Below are 26,361 nucleotides of genomic sequence, written 5' to 3' on the forward strand. Positions count from 1 at the left end.
TTTGAACCTTTAAGGATAAGTGAATGGGTATTCTTGAATCTACTCCACTAGATGTTTATCTAGGTGTGAGTATGTTTACTGCGATTGTCTTGCTTTTGGTGTTAGTAATTTTATTTGCTAAATCAAAACTAGTGGCCAGTGGTGATATTACTATTGGTATTAACGGCGATGCAGATAAAGCAATTAAAACCGGTGCTGGTGGTAAGCTACTTGGCGTATTAGCCGACAACGGTATATTCGTGTCAAGTGCGTGTGGCGGCGGTGGATCATGTGGTCAATGTCGTGTACAGATTAAGTCTGGTGGTGGGGATATTTTGCCTACTGAACTTGATCATATAAGCAAAGGCGAAGCGCGTCAGGGCTGTCGTTTATCTTGTCAGGTAAACGTGAAAACGGATATGGAAATTGAGCTTGATGAAGAAATTTTTGGCATCAAGAAATGGGAGTGTGAAGTTATCTCTAATGATAACAAAGCCACGTTCATTAAAGAGCTTAAGCTGCAAATTCCAGATGGTGAGTCTGTGCCTTTCCGTGCCGGCGGTTATATTCAGATAGAAGCTCCAGCTCATCATGTTAAATATGCTGAGTTTGACGTGCCTGAAAAGTATCGTGGCGACTGGGAGCACTTTGGGTTCTTTAAGCTAGAGTCAAAAGTAGACGAAGAAACTATTCGTGCTTACTCAATGGCTAATTACCCTGAAGAGTTTGGTATTATTATGTTGAACGTGCGTATCGCTACGCCACCACCACGTAATTTAACCTTACCATGTGGTAAAATGTCTTCGTACATTTGGAGCTTAAAAGCGGGCGATAAAGTCACTATTTCGGGTCCATTTGGTGAATTTTTCGCTAAAGATACTGATGCTGAAATGGTCTTTATTGGTGGCGGTGCTGGTATGGCTCCAATGCGGTCACACATTTTTGACCAATTAAAACGTCTTAAATCAAAGCGTAAAATGAGTTTCTGGTACGGTGCTCGTTCTAAGCGTGAAATGTTCTATGTTGAGGATTTTGACGGATTAGCAGCTGAAAACGAGAACTTTAAGTGGCATGTTGCATTGTCTGATCCGCAAGCTGAAGACAACTGGACTGGTTACACAGGTTTCATTCATAACGTCTTGTATGAAAACTATTTGCGTGACCATGATGCACCAGAAGATTGTGAGTTCTACATGTGTGGACCTCCAATGATGAACGCAGCCGTAATTGGTATGCTGAAAGATTTAGGTGTTGAAGACGAAAATATCTTACTAGATGATTTCGGTGGTTAAATCGTTAGCCTAAAATATTGACATGTAAGTCATGAAAATTGCAGCAGTGCAGACAAGGTGGTCAAACACAGGTCTGTAGGCTGCAATTTTTTTATTCATTAAAAACAAGTGTAAATTTGAAATGACAGTGAATTTCACCAAGTTATTATTCTCGGTATTAATCATATTATTGAGTGCTTGTAGCTCTCCAGAGCCTATTGTTTCATTATCAGGCAGTACCATGGGGACAACTTACCACATAAAAGTGGTGACGAATGAAAGCATGCCAGAGCCTCAATTATTGCAAGCAGAAATTGATATGGCACTGGAAATGGTTAATGACCAAATGTCGACCTACCGTTCCGATTCAGAATTGTCAAAGTTTAATCAATTGCAGGTACAGCAAAGTGTCAAAGTATCGGCTGATACGATTAAAGTCATCAGAGAAGGTATGCGCCTTTATCAGGAAACCGATGGTGCGTTAGATATTACTTTGGGCCCATTAGTTAATTTGTGGGGATTTGGTCCTGATAAGAGGCCAACATCAGTGCCGACACAAGCCGACATTGATGCCGCTAAAGCGAAAATGGGCATTTTTGACTTGTCGATTAGTGGACACACATTAACTAAGCATAATGCTGATTTATACGTCGATTTATCATCAATTGCGAAAGGTTTTGGTGTCGATAAAATTGCAGCGATTTTAGATAAATATCACGCAAGTGGTTATTTAGTTGAAATTGGTGGTGAGTTAAATGTAAAAGGGACTAAAGTTGATGGAGAGCCTTGGCGTGTGGCGGTTGAACAACCGACTAGCGAAGGACAGGCAGTTCAACAAGTGATAGAACCGGGAACAATGTCATTAGCCACGTCGGGGGATTATCGTAACTTTTACCAAGAAGATGGTGAACGTTTTTCACATTTAATTGATCCTCGAAGTGGACATCCTATTAAGCATAAACTTGCTTCAGCAACCGTGTTACACTCTAGTTGTATGACAGCAGATGGATATGCAACCGCCATGATGGTATTAGGCACTCAAGCCTCGTTGGCACTTGCTAAAGAGAAAAACTTAGCAATAATGCTGATAGAGAAGCAGGAGCTGGGTTACAAAGTCTATTACAGCGATGCGTTTAAATTGTATGTAAAATAGTTTTATTTTCTGATTTTAAGCCATTTAGATCTAAGCTGAATGAGTTAACTGGAGTGGAAATGGGCACATATATTGCTACGTTTGTTGGTTTGTTATTATTTTTTTTATTGATGTCTGTTGGTTATATCGTTAAAAAGAAAGCGGTAGAAGGTAGTTGTGGTGGTTTAGGCGTATTAGGTATCGAGAAGGCCTGCGACTGTGATGATCCATGCGATGCGCGAAAACGTCGTATGGAAAAAGACCAAGCCCGTAAAGAAATGCTTGACCAAAATCGCATTATTTAAGTTGAACTTGTTTTAAAACGAGTGACTTTAATCGATTTCAATGTAAAGAGCCTTCATTTTGAAGGCTTTTTTTATGGTGTTTTTTTATTCACAATTACAAAGCTAAGTTGTAATGATAATGATTAGCAATTGTAAGTATGTGAAATTAAAGGAAAATTTGCCTTTCCTCCTACAGTGTTCTATCCTATATGAAATTGATCGAGATCAAATTATTACCAAGGGACATAACTATGAAAGGTCATCCTAAAGTCATTAGCCAGCTTAATCGTGTGCTTACCTGTGAGCTGACTGCCATTAACCAATATTTTTTACATGCCCGCATGTTTAAACATTGGGGTTTGGTCAAGCTTAATGAAAAAGAGTACAAAAAATCGATTGAAGATATGAAGCATGCTGACAAGTTGATTGAACGAGTATTGTTTCTTGAAGGTCTACCTAACCTGCAGCAACTAGACAAATTACGTATTGGCGAACATGCGGAAGAAATGCTTAGTTGTGACATGGCCGCTATAACGGCTCAAATCGCTATGTTGCGTGAAGCGATTAATGTTTGCGAAACCGAGCAAGATTACGTTAGCCGCGATTTATTTGAAGATTTACTCGAAGATGAAGAAGAACATTTAGATTGGATTGAGTCGCAACAAGAGCTCATTACACAGACTGGTATTCAGAATTATCTTCAATCACAAATTAACGACTAATAGGAAATTATCATGAAAGGTCATCCAGAAGTCATCGATGCTTTAAATAGTTTATTAACTGGCGAATTGTCTGCCATGGATCAATATTTTGTCCATGCTCATATGTATGAAGACTGGGGATTCAATGAACTGTATACCCGTATTTTACATGAGTCGGACGATGAGAAGCTGCATGCTGCTAAATTAGTTCAACGTATTTTGTTTTTAGAAGGCACTCCTGATGTTGGTAGCCGTGAAGCGTTGAATATTGGTAAAGATGTACAAGAAATGCTTCAAAATGACCTCGCATACGAATACCATGTAGCTGATCATTTACGCAAAGTTATCGCGCTATGCGAACAGAAAGCTGATTATCAAACTCGTGAAATTTTAGAGGTGTTATTAGATGACACTGAGTCAGATCATATGTATTGGTTGGAAAAACAATTAGGTCTAATTGAACGTGTTGGTTTACAAAACTATTTGCAGACTAAAATGTAATATATAATCGTTTCTGTTTTTTTGATAAAGCCCAACTAAGTTTGGGCTTTTTTGTTCCTATCAGAGAATGATTGAATACTGTTTTTGTATACAGTACTATTGTTGTTAATTTAGTTAATGGCAGTGGTCACAGAATAGAATGCGTAAAATCATTCACATCGATATGGATTGTTATTTTGCTGCGGTTGAAATGCGTGATTTTCCGGAGTTGAGAGGAAAACCCATTGCTGTTGGCGGCAGAAGTGACCGCCGAGGTGTGATAAGTACCTGCAGCTATGAGGCCCGCAAATTTGGGGTGCGTAGCGCTATGTCTAGTTATCATGCATTGCAATTGTGTCCGCAGTTAATTTTAGTGCCTGGGCGCATGGACGTGTATAAATCGGTGTCTTTGCAAATACGGGAAATTTTTCATCGTTATACTGATTTAGTTGAACCTTTATCATTAGATGAAGCCTATCTCGATGTGACTGATTGCGATGCTCATCAAGGGAGTGCAACGTTAATTGCCAAGGCGATACGTGATGAGATTTTCGATGTTACTGGTTTAACGGCTTCAGCCGGAATTGCTCCCATTAAGTTTTTAGCCAAAATCGCCTCTGATTTGAATAAGCCAAATGGGCAATATGTTATTACCCCCAATCAAGTTGCTGATTTTGTAAAGGACTTACCCCTAAGTAAAATTCCTGGTGTAGGTAAAGTCACCTCCAAAAAGTTAGCTGATATAGGCTTAACCACTTGTTATGATGTGCAGCAATATCCCAAACCTCAATTAATCGATACTTTCGGCAAATTTGGCAATGTGCTAATAGAGCGTTCTCAAGGTATCGATACCAGGCAAATTAGTCCGCACCGTGTACGTAAGTCTGTTGGAGTAGAAACCACGTTAGCCAAAGATATTTTTACGTTAGAGCAATGTCTGCAAGTATTACCGCAGCTTATTCAAGAGCTCAGTGCTCGAGTTCATCGGAGCGCTAAAGACAGACAGATCCACAAGCAAGTGGTAAAGCTTAAATTTAATGATTTTAAACAAACGACCATCGAACACCGCAGTGATGAGATTTCAATTAAATTGTTTCATGAGTTGTTATTACAAGCTTTACAGCGCAGCCAAGGGAGAGGTATCCGTTTGGTTGGCGTGAGTGTAGGCTTAGCTGATGTGATTATCAATGCGACTGATGATGGTAGCGATCAGATTACTCAACTCGATTTACAATTTTAAGCTGCGTTAACAGCAATTAACCACAAACAATAAAAAGTAAAAAGGCGACATGACAGTCGCCTATTCTATATGGCTTATAAGCTAATCATTTTTATCTGACTTTATACTTCTTTAGCTGGGATACGCTCTAATACTGCAAGCAGTAGTTCCCAGTATTGACCTACAGTCGTGACGTTGACCTTTTCATCTGGACTGTGTGGATAACGAATTGTTGGGCCAATCGATACCATATCCATGTGTGGATATGGCTCTTTAAATAAGCCGCATTCAAGACCTGCATGAATAACCATGATAGTGGGATCTTTTTTGTAAATGTCGTTATAGGTTTCACGTACAATCGCCATTACTGGTGAAGTGGTGTCTGGTTTCCAGCCCGGATATGCACCGCTTAAATCGATACTTGCCCCAGAAAGGTTAGCCAGTGCAGTCAGCATACCTGTGACTTCTTCACGACCAGAGTCAATTAATGAGCGAATAAGACATAGCACTTCAACACTTTCATCTTCTGTACTTATTACACCGATATTGAGTGATGTTTCAGTGACACCTTCTACTTCATCACTCATGCGGATCACCCCATTAGGGCTAGCATGTAATAAGTCAATTAAGGTATTTTGCGCATCTTCACCCATGACTTTTGTTGGTGAATCAATTGTGGCTAACGTGAGCACCATAGCTGGGTCGGCAACAGCTAACTCTACACGCACTAATGCTTGGAATGACTCGATAGCCTGTTTAAGTGCTTCAATGTTTTCAGCGGGCAACATAAATTGAATGTTTGCTTCACGTGGAATCGCATTACGCAGCGAGCCTCCGCTAAAGCTCACTAGCTCGATGGCTAATTCATCACTGTATTTAAATAAAAAGCGAGCCAGTAACTTATTCGCATTGCCACGTCCAAGGTGAATATTCACCCCAGAATGACCGCCTTTTAAGCCAGACATGGTCAATGAGAAACTGGCATTACTTTGTTCTGGCGCTTGCCAAGACATAGGTACACTGATTTGTGCATCTACACCGCCAGCACAACCCATGTAGATTTCGCCTTCTTGCTCAGAATCGGTATTAATTAAAATATCAGCATCAAGGTAACCTGCTTCTAATCCAAAAGCACCTGTCATACCGGCCTCTTCATCAATAGTGAGCAGTACTTCGAGTGGCCCGTGCTTAATGTCTTTGCTGCCCAATACTGCTAATGCTGAAGACATGCCGATACCATTATCTGCACCTAAGGTTGTGCCTTTGGCTTTAACCCACTCACCGTCAACATAGGCTTCAATAGGATCTGTTTCAAAATTATGAACTTTATCGGCATTTTTCTGCGGCACCATATCAATGTGTGCTTGTAGCACGACTGTTTTACAGTTTTCCATTCCTGGTGTGGCAGACTTACGGATGATTAAATTACCGACCTTGTCTTCAACAACCGCAAGGCCTTGTGCTTTTGCCCATTGTTGAATGTGTTTCGATAACGCATGTTCATGTTTTGATGGATGTGGAATAGCGCAAATTTGTTCAAACCATTGCCATAGAGGCTGAGGATATAATTGAGTTAATGCAGTCACGAAACGCCCTCTAAAATGAAACCAAGTCGATATACGACACAAAATAAAACTAGTGGTATTTTAACATATTCTGCGCTGTTACTTGATATTGCTGCACCAATTTGCCAAGGTTTAGGCCACAAATCTGTAAATAATTATGAACCAATCAATTTACCTACAACCCCATTGATTAAGGATTGTGTATGAACCAAGAAAACAAAGTCGTCAATGCATTTCAAGTGCCCATTATTGATGTCACTCATGACGATGCCATTTTTGAAGGTGAAGGTTGGGATGCTGTTGTGGTGGTCACCACGAGTTTAGCCAACATTAAGCAAGATGAAGTGAGCTTGCTTGCAGATCATGCTTGTCAAATTGATCTGCGTGTAGGTAAAAGCGTCACATTACTTTTTGCTCCAGGTTTAGCTGGGGGACGTTTAATTATCTCACCTGTGACAGATAGCGAAAATGACTATAGTGACGTCAGAATTTTTGCTAAAGCTGCTCGTGAAGGTATTGCCATTGCTAAAGCCGCTGGAGCCAAAAAACCATTATTAGTTGTACCGCCAGTTAATGACAAGCGCTTTGCCAATGCTATGCCAGTTGCTGCATTGGCGTGTGGACAGGAGCTTTGGCAACCGCTCGAAACACGTGAAGCAAAGTCATTAATGCCAAGGTTAACTGCGATAGGTTTATTAAATTCTGCTGCTCACAGCTTATTACTCAATGCTGCAGAATCAGGGCGAGTTCTTGCTCGTGATCTTTGTGGTACTGAGCCTGAGCGTATGTCTGCCATTGGGTTTGCACAATACTGTGTTGATGCTTTTGCTGATAGTGGTTTGGCGGTATCTGTGGTTGATCAAGTCGAACAGTTGAAAATGCAATACCCATTACTCAGCGCAGTAGGTAGAAGCTCTTTTGATGTTGTACGTCATCATCCCCGAGTGGTAAAGCTTGAATATGTTGGCGAAGGACCTATTGCAAAAACTTTATTCTTTGCAGGCAAAGGCGTGGTTTACGATACTGGTGGCGCTGATATTAAAGTTGCAGGCTCAATGGCGGGAATGAGCCGTGATAAAGGTGGTGCCGCAGCAGTTGCTGGTTTAATGAAAGCAATATCAATACTGAAACCTAAAGGTATTAAAGTCATTGCCGAACTCGGATTAGTGAGAAACAGTATTGGTAGTGATGCATTTGTCACTGATGAGATCATTACTAGCCACGCAGGGGCGCGAGTGCGCATTGGTAATACTGATGCAGAAGGGCGCTTAGTGTTAGCTGACTTATTATCGCATTTGCGTATACAGGCACAAACTGCAGTGAATCCACAATTATTTTCGGTGGCGACGTTAACCGGTCATGTTGTACGAGCCTACGGTGGCTACCCTGCATTAGTTGAAAATAGCACGGCTAAAAAGCAAGGCGTGGCTTCAACATTAGCAGAAGTGGGTCAGCTATGGGGGGAACCATTCGAGGTTTCTCGATTACGTCCTGAAGATTTTGATAAAGTTGCAGATAAAAACGGTGCTGCTGATGTGGTGTCATCTAATAATGGCCCATCTTCAATTACTGCTCGTGGTCATCAATATCCTGCTGCATTCTTAATAAAAGCTTCTGGCATAGCCGAAACAAAATTGGCTTTTACGCATATTGATATTGCTGGTAGTGCAGTTGAAGGCGATCCTTTATATGGTAAGCCTACCGCAAGCCCTTTAGTTAGTTTATTACATTTTTTGAGCCTGTCTAAGGGGCTTGTTTAAGTGTTTGTTTTATATGTGATTTATTGATAAAATAACATTGTTTGACAAAAGTCATACATAGTTTTAATACAATGTTAATGTAATCTAATCACTTAATTTGACGTTTTTGTGAAATAAAGCAAATAATACTTGTAATTATATTACAGTTTTGTATAATTCATTTCGTCGGCAAGCATTGTGATTGTCGACTCTAGTTAATCCAGGATGGATATAGCCTCCAAGGATCTGAGTGACAAGTTGTCTCAATGGATTTGAGAAATGTACGTTCCAGGGAACCGAGCCAAGCTTTACTAGGTTTATACAACTTAACTTTATTTAGGAGAAAGACTATGTCTTATACAGGTAGCAACAAATTTTATTGGCAAAACACTTGGTTTGCTGATGTATCAGTTTTACGTGGCGGTATATTCGCCATGAAACGTTAAGAACTGACCCTCTTAATGTAGCGTTAATATCCATCAACCTTTTGTTCGTCTCGTTTGACGGTTTTAGACAAGGTGGTAAATTAGTTAATTTATCGCCACATCATGTTAAGTGATGCTAGCTTTCCTTTCCCCATATGGGATGCTTGTAACATGTCTGCCTACTCTTTTGAGTAGGCTTTTTTTTACCTTGAATTTAGTCCATCTGTTTAGTCCGCTATATAAAAAACTGTAATCTTTCAACAAAAAGGCTATTGATAGCTATCAAGGTCGTAAAAACTTATAATTCCAGCCCAAAAAGTACACCCTTAATCATAAAGTGAACAGTAGAAGGTTTACCTTATCCTCATTTATAACAATTAAAACGATTAACTCAATGTTAACCTTTGCCCAAGGAACCGCGTTCCATGTTAGAAAAATTATTTAAACTGAAACAGAACCAAACGAGTCTCAAGCAAGAAGCTATGGCTGGTCTTACAACTTTCTTAACCATGGCTTACATCATATTTGTTAATCCTATGATGCTTGCCGATGCTGGTATGGATCATGGCGCAGTCTTTGTTGCGACTTGTTTGGCTGCCGCAATTGGTTGTTTGGTGATGGGCTTGTTGGCCAATTACCCTATTGCATTGGCCCCTGGCATGGGATTGAATGCTTTTTTCACTTACACAGTCGTAGGGGAAATGGGTTACAGCTGGGAAACCGCACTTGGCGCAGTATTTATGTCTGGTGTGTGTTTCTTGATTTTATCCTTAGTTAGGATCCGTGAGTGGATTGTGAACAGTATTCCGATGTCGTTGCGTTTTGGTATTGCAGCTGGTATCGGGTTATTTTTAGCATTAATTGGTTTGAAAAATGCCGGTATTGTGGTGGCTAGTCCTGCAACTATTGTCACAATGGGTGATATCACTTCTTTTCCTGCTGTGATGGCTGCTTTAGGTTTTTTCTTGATTATTGCTATGGTTCAACGTGGTCTTAAAGCTGCCGTTATTTTTAGTATTCTGATTGTAACGGTTTTAGGGATGATCTTTGGTGATGTGCAGTATCAAGGTTTGATTGCGATGCCACCGTCTATTGCACCAACATTTATGAAAATGGATTTGTCTAGCGTGCTAGAAGTGAGCATGTTATCTGTGATATTTGCTTTCTTATTTGTTGACCTATTTGATACCTCTGGCACTTTGGTTGCTGTTGCTCAACGTGGTGGATTACTCGATGAAAAAGGCCGTTTGCCACGAGTTAAACGAGCATTAACCGCAGACAGTGTTGCCACCATCACAGGTGCGGCGTTGGGCACATCAACAACGACGAGTTATATTGAAAGTATTGCTGGCGTCAGTGCTGGTGGTCGCACAGGTTTAACCGCTGTTGTTGTCGGGTTATTATTTTTAGCCGCATTGTTTGTTTCACCCTTAGCGGGAATGGTCCCCGCTTATGCAACCACTGGTACCTTGTTTTATGTTGCCATTTTGATGATGTCTGGCTTGGTTCATGTTGACTGGGAAGACTTAACTGAAGCGGCACCTGTTGTTGTAACGTGTTTGCTTATGCCGCTAACCTTTTCAATTGCCAGCGCTATTGGTCTCGGATTTATTTCTTATGCGGTGATCAAGTTGATGACTGGACGTTTTAAAGATTTGAATGCAGGCGTGCTTGTGGTTGCTGCATTGTTTATTGCTAAGTTTATCTATAGCTAATGAGTAGCCCATGCATATGGGTCAATGGTAACAATACAAAAAAGGGCTTATGGCCCTTTTTTGTTTTTTTAATTCGAAAATATACCTGTATTAGCGGCTTTCACTATGAATTGTCGTGTGAATTGGGTATAAAAATGGATTCAATATATTTAGTTAACTGAGTAACACAAATGGGTTATCGCCGTGTGGTTGTTAAATTAGGCACGAGTGTGCTGACATCTGGCAGTAAAAAGCTTGATAAGGCGCATATGGTTGAATTGGCCAGACAAATGGCTTCTCTTATGCGTTCTGGTGTTGAGATAGTGTTGTGTACATCGGGTGCGATTGCTGCTGGACGAGAGCATTTAAATTACCCTATGTTGCCCGATACTATGGCTAATAAACAGTTACTCGCGGCTGTAGGGCAAAGCCAGCTAATTTTGGCTTGGTCACAATTATTCAGTATTTACGGTTTACATGTTGGGCAGTTATTGCTCACACGTGCAGATCTTCAAGATCGTGAACGATACCTTAATGCACGCGACACGTTAAATGCATTGTTAGCGCATAATATTATTCCTATTATTAATGAAAACGATGCTGTCGCGACCAATGAAATTAAAGTGGGTGATAATGATAATTTATCCGCGCGAGCAGCATTACTTTGTGATGCCGACTTGCTTATTTTACTCACAGATCAAAAAGGCCTATTTGACGCAGATCCACGCACCCATCCCGATGCACAATTGATTAAACAGGTCGTCAATATTGATGACAGTTTACGTTTACTTGCAGGTGGTTCCGTATCTGGACTTGGTACTGGTGGCATGGCAACCAAACTTGAAGCGGCGGATGTTGCGAGGCGTGCAGGTATAGACGTGGTGATAGCTTCTGGTCATCATCCTGATGTGATTGCCAAAGTCGCAGTAAGGGAGTCGGTAGGTACTCACTTTAAGGCAATAGAAAACCCATTAGAAAGCCGAAAACAATGGATCCTTGCTGGTCCAGCATCACAAGGGAAACTGATTGTCGATGCTGGCGCCTCGATCGCAGTGGTTGCCAATGGCCGTAGTTTGTTGTCTAAAGGCATCGTGGACGTTGAAGGAAATTTTGAACGTGGTGCAACCTTGTTGATAGTGAACCAAACAGGCAAAATTTTGGCTAAAGGCATTAGCCGATATTGTGCCAATGATTTAATCAAAATTAGCGGCAAGCATTCTAATGATATAGAAAATCTATTGGGCTATAACTATGGTGACGCTGTGGTTCATCGTAATGATATGGTCGTACTTGATAATTAAGGATAAGCAGATGTCAGCCACCGATACAGAATATTTATCACAATTAGGTCAACGCGCTAAGGCGGCAAGTTTTATTTTAGCGAATTTACCAGCAAAACAAAAAAATCTGTTATTAGCAACGATTGCTGACCACTTAACGCTGCGTAAACATGATATTTTACAAGCCAATGAAGCCGACATCATCGCAGCAAAAAAAAGCGGTTTAACCGAAGCCATGATTGACCGGTTAATGCTCGACGAAGTAAGACTCAGCGGGATTATAAGCGATATCGATAATATTATCGCTTTGGCCGATCCTGTTGGTAAGGATGCTGAAAGTCGAGTGTTAGATAATGGTTTACGCTTAACGCGTCGCAGCGTGCCATTAGGTGTCGTCGGGGTGATATATGAAGCTCGGCCAAATGTCACTGTAGACATTGCTGTGCTGGCGTTAAAGACCGGTAATGCTGTAATTTTACGTGGCGGCAAAGAAACATTAACGTCCAATAAAGTGTTAAGTGATGTGATCCGTGATGCGCTGGTTAGTTTAGGTTTACCTAAAAATGCCGTACAACTTATTGATTCGCCAGACCGTAGCTTAGTTGGGGGGTTATTAAGACTCGACAAATACGTTGACATGATAATTCCTCGAGGAGGCCAAAACCTACAGCGATTATGCGCTGAACAGTCGAGTATACCTGTGATTTTAGGTGGAATAGGTATCTGTCATTTATTTGTCGACAAGCATGCTGATTTGGTGCGTGCAATTGACGTTATTGCCAATGCAAAAGTACAACGTCCAACAGTGTGCAATGCACTCGATACGTTATTAGTTCATCAAGATGTGGCCGCCGAGTTTCTTCCCAACATAGCATCTCACTTACATTCGCTTGGGGTTCGCTTCCAAGCTTGTGCAAAAACGTTACCTTATCTTGATGGTTTAGGATTTGATGTCACACCTGCACATGATGAATCGTTTTCAACAGAGTGGTTATCGCTCACGTTGGGGATTAAAGTGGTTCGTGATATTGATGAGGCGGTGGCACATATCCGTGACCATTCCACCGGGCATTCTGAGGCCATTTTAACGGACAACATTCATACCGCGAGTGATTTTATCAACCAAGTCGACTCTGCCGCCGTGTATGTCAATGCCAGTACACGTTTTACCGATGGGTCTCAGTTTGGCCTAGGTGCTGAAGTGGCCGTGAGTACACAAAAATTGCATGCACGTGGCCCAATGGCGTTAGATGCACTGACTACATACAAGTGGCTAGCGTGGGGGGATTATACCAGTAGACAATAATGAGTCTTGTGGTGTTTATGGCAAAAAGGGCGCAAATATGCGCCCTTTATAGTGGTATATAATCCTGTTGTGCGTATTGTTACGGGGCGAAAAAGATAAGTTAACCGTGATAATTTTTTCCCTACCCCCTTGTAATTCACTTTGTTGTCCCAATATAGGTATCAAGGCTGATATGAGTGGTTAATTGTGAATCTCAAGTTAAGCAACAAAATGCTTGAAAAACTTGTTATTCATCCCCATATCAACATCAAATAACATATTTGTGACGAAATAACGTCAATTTTGGAGGACCCCATGGGCAAAATTATTGGTATCGACTTAGGCACGACAAACTCTTGTGTGGCTGTCCTTGATGGCGGCAAAGCACGTGTAATTGAAAACGCAGAGGGTGATCGCACTACGCCTTCTATTATTGCTTACACAGATGAAGAAACAATTGTTGGCCAGCCAGCAAAACGCCAAGCGGTAACCAACCCAGCTAATACTTTCTTTGCAATTAAGCGTTTAATTGGTCGTCGTTTTAAAGATGACGAAGTTCAGCGCGACGTGAACATCATGCCATTTAAAATTATCGCTGCTGATAATGGTGATGCATGGGTTGAGTCTCGTGGTAATAAAATGGCTCCACCACAAGTTTCTGCAGAAATCTTGAAAAAGATGAAAAAAACGGCAGAAGACTTTTTAGGTGAAGAAGTAACAGAAGCTGTTATTACTGTACCTGCCTACTTTAACGATTCACAACGTCAAGCAACCAAAGATGCTGGTCGTATCGCAGGGTTAGATGTTAAACGTATCATCAACGAACCAACCGCGGCAGCACTTGCTTATGGTATCGATAAAAAACAAGGTGATAACGTTGTTGCTGTATATGACTTAGGTGGTGGTACTTTTGATATCTCTATCATCGAAATTGATAGCAACGATGGTGACCAAACATTCGAAGTATTAGCAACTAATGGTGACACTCACTTAGGTGGTGAAGACTTTGATAATCGTTTGATCAATTACTTAGCAGATGAATTCAAAAAAGACCAAGGTTTAGATTTACGTAAAGATCCTTTAGCGATGCAACGTTTGAAAGAAGCTGCTGAAAAAGCAAAAATCGAACTTTCAAGTACAAATCACACTGAAGTTAACTTACCTTATATCACTGCTGATGCAACAGGTCCTAAGCACTTAGTGGTTAAAATTACCCGAGCTAAGTTAGAGTCATTGGTTGAAGACTTAATCCAACGTACTTTAGAACCGCTTAAAGTTGCTTTGGCTGATGCTGATTTATCTGTATCAGACATCAATGAAGTGATTCTTGTTGGTGGTCAAACTCGTATGCCTAAAGTGCAAGAAGCGGTAACTAACTTCTTTGGCAAAGAGCCTCGTAAAGATGTTAACCCTGATGAAGCTGTAGCCGTAGGCGCGGCAATTCAAGCTGGTGTATTATCTGGTGATGTGAAAGACGTTTTATTACTTGACGTTACACCACTATCTCTTGGTATTGAAACCATGGGTAGCGTAATGACTAAGCTTATCGAGAAGAACACCACTATCCCGACAAAAGCCGGTCAAACATTCTCTACAGCAGATGACAACCAAAGTGCGGTAACCATTCATGTATTACAAGGTGAACGTAAGCAAGCCAGTGCAAATAAATCTTTAGGTCAATTTAACCTCGAAGGTATTGAGCCTGCTCCACGTGGTCAACCACAAATTGAAGTGGCATTCGACATCGATGCTGATGGTATTTTGCATGTGTCTGCAACAGATAAGAAAACAGGTAAAAAACAAAACATCACCATTAAAGCTTCTTCTGGTCTGTCTGATGAAGAAGTTGAACAAATGGTTCGTGATGCAGAAGCTCACGCTGATGAAGATGCCAAGTTTGAAGAGTTAGTTCAAGCACGTAACCAAGCAGACGGTCTTGTTCATGCAACTAAGAAACAAGTTGAAGAAGCTGGTGATGATTTATCTAGCGACGAAAAAGAGAAGATTGAAGCGGCTATCGCAACCTTAGAAACTGCTATCAAAGGCAGCGAAAAAGAAGCGATGGATACAGCAACTCAAGCGCTTATTGAAGCGTCTGCTAAGTTGATGGAAATTGCCCAAGCTAAAGCTCAAACTCAAGGTGGAGCAGAAGGTCAAGCACAAGATGCTGGCCAAGAAAAACCTGCTGATGATGTTGTTGATGCTGAGTTCGAAGAAGTTAAAGACGATAAAAAGTAATTAGCCTTTTCAGTTAGTTACCATTAAAGCGGGCGTTGAGGTTATCCTCATACGCCCGTTTGTATAAATTGAATTTAGCACTTTACTCACACCTTCGAGAAGATAGAACACTATGTCAAAGCGTGATTATTACGAAGTTCTCGGTGTCGGACGTGACACCAGTGAACGCGAAATTAAAAAAGCGTACAAACGCTTAGCGATGAAATTTCACCCAGACCGTAATCCAGGTGATAAAGCCGCAGAAGCCAGCTTTAAAGAGATTAAAGAAGCGTACGAAATTTTAACCGACAGTGACAAAAAAGCTGCTTATGATCAATTTGGTCATGCAGGTGTCGATCCTAATCGTGGTGGGCACGGCGGTGGCCAAGGTGACTTTGGCGATATTTTTGGTGATGTTTTCGGTGATATTTTTGGTGGTGGTCGTCGTGGCGGACAACGTCAAGCGGCGCGCGGAAGCGACTTACGTTACAACCTGGAATTGTCTTTAGAAGAAGCGGTTCGCGGTTTAACAAAAGAATTACGTATTCCAACATTAGCTGCTTGTGATTTGTGTGATGGCAGTGGCGCTAAAAAAGGCACGTCTGCTACCACATGTGGCACTTGTCATGGTCAAGGGCAGGTGCAAATGCGCCAAGGCTTCTTTGCTGTTCAACAAGCCTGTCCTACTTGTCATGGTCGCGGTAAAATTATTAAAGAACCTTGCGGCAAGTGTCATGGCGAAGGCCGTGTTGAAAAAAGCAAGACTTTATCAGTTAAAATCCCTGCTGGTGTCGATACCGGTGATCGTATTCGTCTAACGGGCGAAGGGGAAGCGGGCGAATTTGGTGCACCTCCAGGTGACTTATATGTACAAGTTAGTGTGCGAGAGCATGCAATCTTTACTCGAGATGCCAATAACCTTTATTGTGAAGTGCCAATTTCTTTCAGTAAGGCAGCATTAGGCGGTGAGATTGAAGTACCAACACTAGACGGTAAGGTGAGCCTTAAAATTCCAACCGAAACTCAAACTGGGCGTATGTTCCGCCTACGTGGAAAGGGGGTTAAATCGGTTCGTAGTCATGCTGTTGGTGATTTACTTTGTAAGGTTGTGATGGAAACACCAGTGAATCTGAATGAAAAACAAAAAGATTTACTGCGTGAATTTGAGGCAACCTTAACGGGTGAATCGAAAAAACACAGCCCAAAAGCGGAAGGTTTTTTTGATGGTGTAAAAAAGTTCTTTCAGGACTTAAACAGTTAATCACTATTCATAGAAAGTGATCATCAATAAAGGCTGTTTACTTTGGGTAAACAGCCTTTTTTATTGGGATATAGAATTTATTTGTATTCATGACTAATTAGGCGCCATTCATGTCATTTTCAGCATTTTCGCTCAATCCCAAATTATTAAGCACATTACCTACCGCGATAATTGAGCCTAGCCGTATTCAACAATTGGCTATTCCAGCCGTACTGGAGGGGCAAGATGTGTTGGCTCTGGCACAAACGGGTAGCGGAAAAACCTATGCTTATGGTTTACCTCTATTACAACAGTTAAGCCAATTGTCTGCTGCTAGTTTGTCTGCGGTGGTTATTGTGCCCACCAGAGAGTTAGCTGCTCAAGTTATGCAAAATCTGGCTCCATTAGCACAAGCGGTAAATTTACGGGTTGATGTGTTGTGCGGCGGTGAAGCAATTGAATTACAAATTGAGCGACTCACTCAACCGATTAATCTGATAGTTGCAACGCCTGGACGTTTATTAGCGTTAGCGCAACAAGGTGTGATTCAATTTGACCATGTTCAAAGTCTAGTACTTGATGAAGCCGATCGATTGCTGGACATGGGATTTATCGCCGATATTAATGCACTTATTGCTTTAATGCCAAAGGGGCAACGGTTATTGTTTTCAGCAACCTTGCCTGAGCCGTTAACGATATTAGCCGAACAAATATTGTCAGCATCGAGTGTGCGGATTGAAGCCCATGTGATGAATAGTACTGTAACCGATATAGCTCAAACCCTATATCACGTGAACAAAGGTAGTAAGGCAAAAGCACTGATCCATTTAATTACTTTGCATCAATGGTCACAAGTGTTGGTATTTGTTAATGCTAAAGATGATGCCGATGCATTGTGTAAAAAGTTACTTAAAGCGGATATTAACGCTGCTGCACTTCATGGCGATAAAGAACAAGCTTTGCGAAGCCAGACATTAGCGTTGTTTAAAAACAAAAAACTAACGGTTTTAATTGCGACTGATGTATTAGCTCGCGGTATACATATCGACGCATTACCTGTCGTAATTAATGTCGACTTGCCTGCTCAGGCAGCAGTATATGTTCATCGTATTGGTAGAACAGCACGGGCGGGATTGAGTGGTGTTGCATTATCACTAATCAGTCACTCGGAGTTACAAAGTTTGGAAGCCATTAGAACGTTAATAGGACAAGCATTACCTTTGACTGCATTAGCAGGCTTTGTGGTGACGGATAAACCGACTAGTGCAACCAGCAAGCGTGCGCCGCGTGATAAACAAGCTAATCGACGTACGGCTAATAAACGTGGGATCAGTGATTTTACTAAACGGAAACTTCACCGTTAATACTCTATTATGGTTCGCAACATGTGGTGCATTCACCATGTGGATTAGTATAAAATGAGTTAACGATGGACTCACTTAGGCTAAATGAATTTTAAAGGATAAAAGATGAAACCACTCGTGTTTACGTTGTTAATGTCAGCTTTATTGGCTGGTTGTGTTAACAATCAATCACCCACTGGGCGTGGACAAACCTTGTTGTTTTCTGATGCTCAGATGCAACAAATGGGGGCTCAGTCGTTTGAAACGATGAAGCAAAGTGAAAAAATTAGCCAAAGTAAAGTCCAAACTGATTACGTAAATTGTGTCGCTAAACGTATCACCGCTGTGTTACCAGACCAAACACAACAGTGGGATGTCGTGTTGTTCGAATCTGAGCAAGTCAATGCGTTTGCTTTGCCTGGTGGTCATATTGGTGTATATACCGGTTTGTTAAATGTGGCGAATAATCAAGATCAGCTCGCGACGGTAATGGGCCATGAGGTGGCGCACGTATTAGCTCAGCACAGCAATGAACAGGTGTCTAGGGCGCAGCTAACAGGGCTGGGAATGCAAGTTGCGGATGCAGCATTAGGTGCATCCGGTGTGGCCAATAAAGACTTATATATGGCTGGTTTGGGGTTAGGCGCTAAAGTCGGTATTACTTTGCCTTTCGGACGTAGTCAAGAATCTGAGGCCGATATTGTTGGTTTAGAGTTAATGGCAAAAGCGGGTTTTAATCCTGCTCAAAGTATTACCTTATGGCAAAACATGGCCAAAGCGGGTGGTGCCCAAGGACCAGAACTTCTGTCGACTCATCCTTCACACAGTCACCGTATAGAAGACTTACAAGCAGCACAAAGTAAAGTGATGCCACTTTATACACAGGCAAGAAAACAGTCTTTGACTGAGTGTAAAATTGCTCAAGTTAAATAATGCTTTTTGCCAACATCGGCGGGGTTTATTGTGATAAACTCTGGTGCGAATTTTTTAAGATTATTGAGAGAAATATTATTATGTCAGATTTGTTCAGCACTATGGAACAGCATGCAAGCTACGGTGTAGGTCGTCAAATGGGCGAGCAGTTAGCTGCAAATTCTTTTGAAGGTATTGATATTCCTGCTGTTCAAGCTGGTCTTGCTGATGCATTTGCCGGTAAAGAAAGCGCAGTATCTATGGAAGAGCTTCAAGTTGCATTTACTGAAATCAGTCGTCGTTTACAAGAACTTCAAGAAGCCGCTGCTGAAGCTGCTGCTGCTGAAGGCGATACTTTCTTAGCTGAAAACGCAAAACGTGATGGTATTACTGTTACTGAATCAGGACTTCAATATGAAGTACTTGTTCAAGGTGATGGTGAAACGCCAACTTATGATTCAACAGTACGTACTCATTATCATGGTACTTTTATCAGTGGTGATGTGTTCGACAGTTCCGTTGCTCGCGGTCAACCTGCAGAGTTCCCTGTATCGGGTGTGATTGCTGGTTGGACTGAAGCACTACAGCTTATGCCTGTTGGTACCAAGCTTAAATTATACGTTCCGCATCACTTAGCATACGGTGAGCGTGGCGCGGGTGCTTCCATTCCGCCATACTCGGCTTTGGTTTTCGAAGTTGAGTTGTTAGACATTATCTAATACGTTAAAACGCCTAAGTTAACTTAGGCGTTTTTGTATAAGCTATTTTTCAGTCAACACTGGGAGACGTTCATGACTGCTAAAGTGAGAATTGCTGTAGTTGGTGCCAGTGGCCGTATGGGCCGGACACTGATTGAATCAGCTAAACAGCAAGAGGTTATTGTTCTTGGTGCTGCCATTGAACGAACCGGCTCAAGCCTAATAGGTGTTGATGCTGGCGAGCTTGCTGGTGTAGGTTTGATGAATGTTACTATTACTGACTCACTTGATAATGTGGTCAATGACTTTGATGTGCTGATTGATTTTACTTCACCAGAATCATCTATTGTTCATCTTGACTGGTGCGCTAGAAACCACAAAGCAATCGTTATTGGTACAACTGGTTTTAATCATGCTCAAAAAGAACTGATTAATGCTTATTCGGAGCAAACTCCTGTTGTTCTTGCTCCCAATATGTCTGTCGGCGTAAACGTAATGTGGAAGTTGCTCACACTTGCGACCGAAGTGATGGGGGATTATACCGATATCGAAATAATCGAAGCTCATCATCGCCACAAAAAAGATGCGCCGTCAGGCACGGCACTAAAAATGGGTGAGATTATTGCTCAGACATTGGGCCGTGATTTAGAGCAATGCGCCGTTTTTGGGCGTGAAGGCATTACAGGTGAGCGTGATCGTAACACCATAGGTTTTGCAACGGTTCGTGCCGGAGATATTGTCGGCGAACACACAGCTATGTTCGCTGATATAGGCGAACGGTTGGAAATAACCCATAAAGCATCGAGTCGAATGACCTTTGCAAATGGGGCGATGAGGGCCGCTTTTTGGCTCTCAGATCAAAATGCAGGTCTGTATGACATGCAACAAGTATTAGGATTGAACTAGACAATAAAACACCATTCATTGGTGTTTTTTTTTGAAAACAATCCGACAAAATATAGACGTAAATGCTAATTTCTTATACAATCGCTGGAATTTGTCAAAATTTCGTAATTGAACGGAAATTGGTATTTTAAAGAAAAATAAAAACACATAATTTCAGTGGCTTGGCTCTTTTCTGGAGGTCGCGTTGACACAGTCTGCCTTACTCGTACTCGAAGATGGAACCGTATTCTCTGGCACCGCAATTGGTGCAACAGGTATCTCTGTTGGTGAAGTAGTATTTAATACTTCAATGACAGGTTATCAAGAGATTCTTACGGATCCTTCATATTCACGCCAAATAGTAACATTAACCTATCCTCATATCGGTAATACAGGTACTAATGATGAAGACACAGAATCGGATTCGGTTCATGCATGTGGCTTAATTATTCGTGACTTACCGCTTATGGCGAGTAATTTCCGTAACCAACAATCATTAAGTGATTATTTAAAAAAGAATAATGTGGTTGGTATCGCTGATATAGATACTCGCAAACTCACTCGAATTTTGCGTGAAAAAGGGGCTCAAGCCGGTTGTATTATGGTGGGAGACCTAGACGAAGCAAAAGCCTTGGCGGAAGCAAAAGCATTCCCTGGCTTAAAAGGCATGGATTTAGCTAAAGAAGTTACCACCGAGAAAGCTTATACATGGCGCAACGGTAGCTGGAAATTAGTCGGTGGTTTACCGTCTGAAACACCAGAATCGGAACTCAAGTATAAAGTCGTCGCATACGATTACGGTGTAAAACGTAATATTTTACGGATGTTGGTTGACCGTGGTTGTGATGTCACCGTTGTGCCAGCTAAAACTCCAGCTGCCGATGTATTAGCCATGAATCCTGATGGGATATTTTTATCCAATGGTCCTGGCGATCCTGAACCCTGTGATTATGCCATTGAAGCCATTCAACAAATCTTAAAAACAGACATTCCGGTGTTTGGTATTTGTTTAGGTCATCAGTTACTTGCTTTAGCCTCAGGTGCAAAAACCTTAAAAATGAAATTTGGTCACCATGGTGCAAACCATCCGGTGAGCAATATTGAAAAAGGCAATGTGATGATCACCAGTCAAAATCACGGTTTTGCGGCAGATGAAACATCATTACCTGCAAATATAAAAGTGACCCATAAATCATTATTTGATGGTTCATTACAAGGTATTCACCTAACGGATAAACCAGCATTTAGTTTCCAAGGACACCCTGAAGCGAGTCCTGGTCCAACTGATGCAGCTCCGCTGTTCGATCACTTTATCGAACTCATTGAACAATACCGTCAGCACGCTAAGTAGTTATCTGGGAGAAGACGACGCAATGCCAAAACGTACAGATATAAAAAGTATTCTTATCCTAGGTGCCGGCCCAATTGTTATTGGTCAGGCGTGTGAGTTTGATTATTCAGGTGCTCAAGCCTGTAAAGCCCTTCGTGAAGAAGGCTATCGTGTCATTTTGGTCAACTCTAATCCAGCTACCATCATGACAGATCCTGAAATGGCCGATGCAACGTATATCGAACCCATTCATTGGGAAGTGGTACGCAACATCATAGCCAAAGAGCGACCAGATGCAATTCTACCAACGATGGGTGGACAAACTGCACTTAATTGCGCGCTTCAGCTTGAAGCACAAGGCGTGTTAGAAGAATTTAATGTTGAAATGATTGGTGCGACAGCTGACGCAATTGATAAAGCTGAAGATCGTAGCCGTTTCGACAAAGCGATGAAGTCGATAGGCTTAGATTGTCCTCGAGCGGGTATCGCCCATAATATGGATGAAGCATACGGTGTCTTAGACATGGTTGGCTTCCCTTGTATTATTCGACCTTCTTTCACCATGGGCGGAAGTGGTGGCGGTATAGCGTACAATAGAGAAGAGTTTGAAGAAATTTGTTCTCAAGGCTTAGATTTGTCACCAACTAACGAATTATTGATTGATGAATCATTAATTGGTTGGAAAGAGTACGAAATGGAAGTGGTTCGTGACCGCAACGATAACTGTATTATCGTGTGTGCCATCGAAAACTTTGACCCAATGGGTGTCCACACTGGTGATTCAATTACGGTTGCTCCCGCGCAAACGCTAACCGATAAAGAATATCAATTAATGCGTAACGCTTCTTTAGCCGTATTGCGTGAAATTGGTGTTGAAACGGGTGGTTCAAACGTTCAGTTTGGTATTTGTCCAAATACTGGCCGTATGGTGATTATTGAGATGAACCCGCGTGTTTCGCGTTCATCTGCATTAGCGTCTAAAGCCACAGGCTTCCCTATTGCGAAAATAGCTGCCAAGTTGGCAGTCGGCTTTACATTAGATGAGCTTAGCAACGACATTACTGGTGGTAAAACACCTGCATCGTTCGAGCCTGCTATTGATTATGTTGTCACCAAAGTGCCACGTTTTAACTTTGAAAAATTTGCAGGGGCCAATGACCGCTTAACCACACAGATGAAATCAGTTGGTGAAGTGATGGCAATTGGTCGCACATTCCAAGAGTCGCTACAAAAAGCGCTTCGTGGCCTTGAAGTTAACCGCAATGGTTTTGACCCTATTGTTGATTTATCTTCACCTGAAGCGATTCAACGAATTCGTCATGAATTAAAAGAGCCTGGTTGTGACCGCATATGGTACATAGCCGATGCATTCCGTGCTGGATTAAGCCGTGATGATATTTTTGCTTTAACAAATATCGATCATTGGTTCCTGATTCAAATTGAAGATTTAATTGCTGATGAAGCAAATGTCGCGGAACTCGGCATGTCTGGTTTAACGGAAAATATTTTACGTAAGTTAAAGCGTAAAGGTTTTGCTGATGCCCGTCTTGCGGATGTGCTTGGTGTTAGTGATGCTGAAGTGCGTAAACTCCGTCATCGTTATGAGATTTTCCCTGTCTATAAGCGTGTAGATACTTGTGCTGCTGAGTTTTCAACTGACACGGCTTACATGTATTCAACTTATGAAGAAGAATGTGAAGCGAACCCATCAAATCGCGACAAAATCATGGTGCTAGGTGGTGGTCCAAACCGGATCGGCCAAGGTATTGAGTTTGATTATTGTTGTGTACATGCGGCATTAGCTCTGCGCGAAGACGGTTACGAAACTATCATGGTGAACTGTAACCCTGAAACGGTATCAACCGATTACGATACCTCAGACCGTTTATACTTTGAACCTGTAACGTTAGAAGATGTGCTAGAAATTGTTCGTATCGAAAAGCCAAAAGGTGTGATTGTTCAATACGGTGGTCAAACACCATTGAAGCTTGCTCGCGCCCTTGAAGCTGCTGGAGTGCCCATTATTGGTACCAGCCCTGATGCAATTGACCGTGCAGAAGATCGCGAACGTTTCCAACAAGCGATTCAACGTTTGAACATGAAGCAGCCAGAAAATGCGACAGTGACAACCGTTGAAAGTGCAGTCATTGAAGCTGAAAAAATTGGTTACCCGTTGGTTGTCCGTCCGTCTTATGTGTTAGGTGGTCGTGCAATGGAAATTGTATACGACAAGCAAGATTTACTGCGTTATTTTAATGAAGCAGTTAAAGTCTCTAATGCATCGCCTGTTTTACTTGATCACTTTTTAGATGATGCAATTGAAGTTGACATTGATGCTGTATGTGACGGTGAAACCGTTGTCGTTGGTGCCATCATGGAACATATTGAGCAGGCAGGGGTTCACTCTGGTGACTCTGGATGTTCATTGCCACCTTATACTTTAAGTGCCGATGTCCAAGCTAGAATGCGCGAACAGGTAACCAAACTTGCTTTTGAGTTAGGTGTTGTTGGCTTAATGAACGTGCAGTTTGCGGTGAAAGATAATGAAATCTATATGATTGAAGTTAACCCGCGTGCAGCTCGTACAGTACCGTTTGTGTCAAAAGCAACTGGTGTGCCTTTAGCTAAAATTGCTGCTCGTGTAATGGCTGGGCAAAGTTTGATTTCACAAAACTTTACTAAAGAAGTGATTCCACCTTATTTCTCGGTAAAAGAAGTGGTATTACCGTTTAATAAGTTCCCCGGTGTTGATCCATTATTAGGCCCAGAAATGCGCTCAACTGGTGAAGTGATGGGCGTGGGTGACACGTTTGCCGAAGCCTATGCTAAAGCACAACTTGGTGCGACATCTGAAGTACCTAAGTCAGGTCGTGCGTTATTATCTGTTCGTAACAGTGATAAAAAGCGAGTTGCTGATTTAGCGTCTAAGTTGATTGAACTTGGCTATGATATTGATGCTACTCATGGTACAGCGATTATCTTAGGTGAAGCTGGGATTAATCCTCGCTTGGTGAATAAGGTACACGAAGGTAGACCACATATTCTGGATCGTATTAAAAATGGTGAATATACTTACATTGTTAATACTACAGAAGGTCGTCAAGCTATTGAAGATTCACGTCAGATACGCCGCGGAGCATTACGCTACAAAGTAAATTACACCACGACGTTAAATGCTGCATTTGCGACATGTTTAGCCCATGCGGCAGATGATCGTGTCAAAGTGGCATCTGTACAAGAATTACATAAGCGTATTAAAAGCTAACTTTTATTGCCTAAAAATGATTAAGGTCACCATTAGGTGACCTTTTTTATGACATTTTGGTGACGCATACTAGCAAGTCTGCTAAAGCTTAGGTAAGCTGTTAACCATCATCGAAGAGATGCATCCCAAAGACGCAACCAAACTCGATTGCGTATTTCCAATAGAATTTTCACTGTGCTGGCATTTGTCAGCACGGGATGCTTTTGTTTTTAAAGGAGACAAAGACATTATGAGTAAGGTTCCAATGACAGTGGTTGGTGCGGATCAACTACGTAAAGAGCTTGAGATTTTAAAGTTTGATCGCCGTCCTAAAATTACTGAAGCTATTGCTTCAGCGCGTGAGTTAGGCGATTTAAAAGAAAATGCTGAATATCATGCTGCTCGTGAAGAGCAGGGGATTTGTGAAGCACGTATTCGAGATATTGAAGGTAAGTTATCAAACGCTCAAATTATTGATGTCACAACCCTAGAAAACACAGGTCGTGTTATTTTTGGGACCACAGTGACGATTTTAAACATCGATACCGATGCAGAAATGACATACCGTATTGTGGGTGATGATGAAGCCGATATTAAACGGAATTTGATTTCTGTTAACTCACCTATTGCTCGCGGTTTAATTGGCAAAAGTGAAGGTGATGAAGTATCAATTACTACACCTGGCGGATTAACTGATTACGAAATCATGTCTGTACAGTACATTTAGTTATTTGCTTAACTGCAGTGAGTAACGTTTTAACATTTAGCTGTACATAAATTTAAGCACTTAATCTAAATGGTTAAGTGCTTTTTTTATATTATACCAATGCCATTAATACCAATCCGCATTAAATTATGATCTAATATACTCATTATTTTCAAATCATTTTATTCTGTGAAAAATTACAACTCTGTTGAACTCGTTAAATTATCAAAGTCAGAAAAAGACGCCCGTATGCGTATTCGCATTTTGGCTGTGTCTTGCTTCTTGGAATGTCACAATCGAGCTCAAGTTGCTCGCCAACTAAAGGTAAGTCGTCGCAGTGTTAATGAATGGGTTAAAAACTACTTAAATTCTGGCCTTGATGGTTTGAAAGCCAATATGAACTCGACAAATGCTAATAAACTCGGCGAACAGCAAAAGCAGGTTCTCTATCAATATGTAGACGAATTAAGCCGCTCCGAACAAGGTGGACGATTAACGGGTATAGACATTCAATCATATATAGAACAGCAGTTTGGTATCCATTATCATCTAAACCATGTGTATAAAATATTGAAAAGTATTGGCTTAAGTTGGATTACCAGTCGCTCTAAGCACCCAAAACAATCCTTAGAAGCTCAAGCTGAGTTTAAAAAAACTCATTTCTAAAACGATCGCAACGATCCCTGTTTATATTCCTTTAGACACTGTCGATATTTGGTTTCAAGATGAAGC

Annotated in this window: 21 protein-coding genes; 20 read left to right on the forward strand and 1 reads right to left on the reverse strand. The window is 41.5% G+C overall.

Features of this window, described 5'->3' with window-relative positions; all coding sequences use genetic code 11:
* The first annotated feature begins 23 nt into the window (after window positions 1-23).
* The 6 genes from nqrF (at window position 24) to dinB (ending at window position 5,087) form a co-directional block, all read left to right on the forward strand.
* Window positions 24-1,271: an NADH:ubiquinone reductase (Na(+)-transporting) subunit F gene (nqrF, locus tag ACWXWT_RS04735; protein WP_456040464.1), complete on the forward strand. Its 1,248-nt coding sequence runs from the start codon at window positions 24-26 to the stop codon at window positions 1,269-1,271.
* Window positions 1,272-1,392: 121 nt separating this feature from the next.
* Window positions 1,393-2,403 carry an FAD:protein FMN transferase gene (locus ACWXWT_RS04740; RefSeq protein ID WP_456040465.1) on the forward strand — a complete coding sequence of 337 codons (1,011 nt, stop codon included), beginning with the start codon at window positions 1,393-1,395 and terminating at the stop codon, window positions 2,401-2,403.
* Window positions 2,404-2,462: 59 nt separating this feature from the next.
* On the forward strand, window positions 2,463-2,687 hold the full coding sequence (gene nqrM / locus ACWXWT_RS04745) for a (Na+)-NQR maturation NqrM (RefSeq protein ID WP_456040466.1): 225 nt from the start codon (window positions 2,463-2,465) through the stop codon (window positions 2,685-2,687).
* 230 nt (window positions 2,688-2,917) lie between these two features.
* Window positions 2,918-3,388: a bacterioferritin gene (bfr, locus tag ACWXWT_RS04750; protein ID WP_456040467.1), complete on the forward strand. Its 471-nt coding sequence runs from the start codon at window positions 2,918-2,920 to the stop codon at window positions 3,386-3,388.
* A gap of 12 nt (window positions 3,389-3,400) precedes the next feature.
* The gene (bfr, locus tag ACWXWT_RS04755; protein WP_456040468.1) at window positions 3,401-3,868 is read left to right on the forward strand and encodes a bacterioferritin; all 468 of its coding nucleotides are present in this window, start codon (window positions 3,401-3,403) and stop codon (window positions 3,866-3,868) included.
* Window positions 3,869-4,007: 139 nt separating this feature from the next.
* Window positions 4,008-5,087, forward strand: coding sequence for a DNA polymerase IV (gene dinB / locus ACWXWT_RS04760; protein WP_456040469.1), 1,080 nt, complete (start codon window positions 4,008-4,010; stop codon window positions 5,085-5,087).
* 101 nt (window positions 5,088-5,188) lie between these two features.
* Here the strand turns inward: dinB and ACWXWT_RS04765 are convergent, their stop codons facing one another.
* Window positions 5,189-6,652 carry an aminoacyl-histidine dipeptidase gene (locus ACWXWT_RS04765; protein ID WP_456040470.1) on the reverse strand — a complete coding sequence of 488 codons (1,464 nt, stop codon included), beginning with the start codon at window positions 6,650-6,652 and terminating at the stop codon, window positions 5,189-5,191.
* Between the two features lie 182 nt (window positions 6,653-6,834).
* On the opposite strand from ACWXWT_RS04765, the gene ACWXWT_RS04770 reads away from it, so the two are divergent.
* The 14 genes from ACWXWT_RS04770 to ACWXWT_RS04835 all read left to right on the forward strand — a co-directional run bounded on the left by ACWXWT_RS04770 (window position 6,835) and on the right by ACWXWT_RS04835 (window position 26,295).
* Window positions 6,835-8,391, forward strand: a complete 1,557-nt coding sequence (locus ACWXWT_RS04770; RefSeq protein ID WP_456040471.1) for a M17 family metallopeptidase — start codon at window positions 6,835-6,837, stop codon at window positions 8,389-8,391.
* Window positions 8,392-9,220: 829 nt separating this feature from the next.
* The gene (locus tag ACWXWT_RS04775) at window positions 9,221-10,510 is read left to right on the forward strand and encodes an NCS2 family permease (protein WP_456040472.1); all 1,290 of its coding nucleotides are present in this window, start codon (window positions 9,221-9,223) and stop codon (window positions 10,508-10,510) included.
* Window positions 10,511-10,680: 170 nt separating this feature from the next.
* Window positions 10,681-11,790 (forward strand): glutamate 5-kinase, encoded by a 1,110-nt coding sequence (proB, locus tag ACWXWT_RS04780; protein ID WP_456040473.1) that lies wholly within the window; start codon window positions 10,681-10,683, stop codon window positions 11,788-11,790.
* A 10-nt stretch (window positions 11,791-11,800) separates the two neighbouring features.
* Window positions 11,801-13,075: a glutamate-5-semialdehyde dehydrogenase gene (locus ACWXWT_RS04785; RefSeq protein WP_456040474.1), complete on the forward strand. Its 1,275-nt coding sequence runs from the start codon at window positions 11,801-11,803 to the stop codon at window positions 13,073-13,075.
* 294 nt (window positions 13,076-13,369) lie between these two features.
* Complete coding sequence (gene dnaK, locus ACWXWT_RS04790) at window positions 13,370-15,292, forward strand: molecular chaperone DnaK (RefSeq protein WP_456040475.1); 1,923 nt, start codon at window positions 13,370-13,372, stop codon at window positions 15,290-15,292.
* Between the two features lie 112 nt (window positions 15,293-15,404).
* A complete protein-coding gene (gene dnaJ, locus ACWXWT_RS04795) occupies window positions 15,405-16,532 on the forward strand; it encodes a molecular chaperone DnaJ (protein ID WP_456040476.1) in 1,128 nt (375 codons plus the stop codon).
* 110 nt (window positions 16,533-16,642) lie between these two features.
* The gene (locus ACWXWT_RS04800) at window positions 16,643-17,875 is read left to right on the forward strand and encodes a DEAD/DEAH box helicase (protein ID WP_456040477.1); all 1,233 of its coding nucleotides are present in this window, start codon (window positions 16,643-16,645) and stop codon (window positions 17,873-17,875) included.
* 105 nt (window positions 17,876-17,980) lie between these two features.
* Complete coding sequence (locus ACWXWT_RS04805; RefSeq protein ID WP_456040478.1) at window positions 17,981-18,787, forward strand: M48 family metallopeptidase; 807 nt, start codon at window positions 17,981-17,983, stop codon at window positions 18,785-18,787.
* A gap of 80 nt (window positions 18,788-18,867) precedes the next feature.
* Window positions 18,868-19,485, forward strand: coding sequence for an FKBP-type peptidyl-prolyl cis-trans isomerase (locus ACWXWT_RS04810; RefSeq protein ID WP_456040479.1), 618 nt, complete (start codon window positions 18,868-18,870; stop codon window positions 19,483-19,485).
* Window positions 19,486-19,557: 72 nt separating this feature from the next.
* Window positions 19,558-20,370: a 4-hydroxy-tetrahydrodipicolinate reductase gene (gene dapB / locus ACWXWT_RS04815; RefSeq protein ID WP_456040480.1), complete on the forward strand. Its 813-nt coding sequence runs from the start codon at window positions 19,558-19,560 to the stop codon at window positions 20,368-20,370.
* A 172-nt stretch (window positions 20,371-20,542) separates the two neighbouring features.
* Window positions 20,543-21,700, forward strand: coding sequence for a glutamine-hydrolyzing carbamoyl-phosphate synthase small subunit (gene carA / locus ACWXWT_RS04820; RefSeq protein WP_456040486.1), 1,158 nt, complete (start codon window positions 20,543-20,545; stop codon window positions 21,698-21,700).
* A gap of 22 nt (window positions 21,701-21,722) precedes the next feature.
* Window positions 21,723-24,944, forward strand: a complete 3,222-nt coding sequence (gene carB / locus ACWXWT_RS04825; RefSeq protein WP_456040481.1) for a carbamoyl-phosphate synthase large subunit — start codon at window positions 21,723-21,725, stop codon at window positions 24,942-24,944.
* Window positions 24,945-25,173: 229 nt separating this feature from the next.
* Window positions 25,174-25,650: a transcription elongation factor GreA gene (greA, locus tag ACWXWT_RS04830; RefSeq protein WP_456040482.1), complete on the forward strand. Its 477-nt coding sequence runs from the start codon at window positions 25,174-25,176 to the stop codon at window positions 25,648-25,650.
* Window positions 25,651-25,818: 168 nt separating this feature from the next.
* Entirely contained in the window at window positions 25,819-26,295 is a 477-nt protein-coding gene (locus ACWXWT_RS04835) for a helix-turn-helix domain-containing protein (protein ID WP_456040483.1), read from the forward strand.
* Window positions 26,296-26,361: the final 66 nt, after the last annotated feature.

The organism is Shewanella sp. A22 (genome assembly GCF_053850585.1).

Bases quoted from the DNA above. Each gene is read 5' to 3' on its own strand.
- nqrF (WP_456040464.1), top strand. From the start codon at position 24: ATGGGTATTCTTGAATCTACTCCACTAGATGTTTATCTAGGTGTGAGT.
- ACWXWT_RS04740 (WP_456040465.1), top strand. From the start codon at position 1,393: ATGACAGTGAATTTCACCAAGTTATTATTCTCGGTATTAATCATATTA.
- nqrM (WP_456040466.1), top strand. From the start codon at position 2,463: ATGGGCACATATATTGCTACGTTTGTTGGTTTGTTATTATTTTTTTTA.
- bfr (WP_456040467.1), top strand. From the start codon at position 2,918: ATGAAAGGTCATCCTAAAGTCATTAGCCAGCTTAATCGTGTGCTTACC.
- bfr (WP_456040468.1), top strand. From the start codon at position 3,401: ATGAAAGGTCATCCAGAAGTCATCGATGCTTTAAATAGTTTATTAACT.
- dinB (WP_456040469.1), top strand. From the start codon at position 4,008: ATGCGTAAAATCATTCACATCGATATGGATTGTTATTTTGCTGCGGTT.
- ACWXWT_RS04770 (WP_456040471.1), top strand. From the start codon at position 6,835: ATGAACCAAGAAAACAAAGTCGTCAATGCATTTCAAGTGCCCATTATT.
- ACWXWT_RS04775 (WP_456040472.1), top strand. From the start codon at position 9,221: ATGTTAGAAAAATTATTTAAACTGAAACAGAACCAAACGAGTCTCAAG.
- proB (WP_456040473.1), top strand. From the start codon at position 10,681: ATGGGTTATCGCCGTGTGGTTGTTAAATTAGGCACGAGTGTGCTGACA.
- ACWXWT_RS04785 (WP_456040474.1), top strand. From the start codon at position 11,801: ATGTCAGCCACCGATACAGAATATTTATCACAATTAGGTCAACGCGCT.
- dnaK (WP_456040475.1), top strand. From the start codon at position 13,370: ATGGGCAAAATTATTGGTATCGACTTAGGCACGACAAACTCTTGTGTG.
- dnaJ (WP_456040476.1), top strand. From the start codon at position 15,405: ATGTCAAAGCGTGATTATTACGAAGTTCTCGGTGTCGGACGTGACACC.
- ACWXWT_RS04800 (WP_456040477.1), top strand. From the start codon at position 16,643: ATGTCATTTTCAGCATTTTCGCTCAATCCCAAATTATTAAGCACATTA.
- ACWXWT_RS04805 (WP_456040478.1), top strand. From the start codon at position 17,981: ATGAAACCACTCGTGTTTACGTTGTTAATGTCAGCTTTATTGGCTGGT.
- ACWXWT_RS04810 (WP_456040479.1), top strand. From the start codon at position 18,868: ATGTCAGATTTGTTCAGCACTATGGAACAGCATGCAAGCTACGGTGTA.
- dapB (WP_456040480.1), top strand. From the start codon at position 19,558: ATGACTGCTAAAGTGAGAATTGCTGTAGTTGGTGCCAGTGGCCGTATG.
- carB (WP_456040481.1), top strand. From the start codon at position 21,723: ATGCCAAAACGTACAGATATAAAAAGTATTCTTATCCTAGGTGCCGGC.
- greA (WP_456040482.1), top strand. From the start codon at position 25,174: ATGAGTAAGGTTCCAATGACAGTGGTTGGTGCGGATCAACTACGTAAA.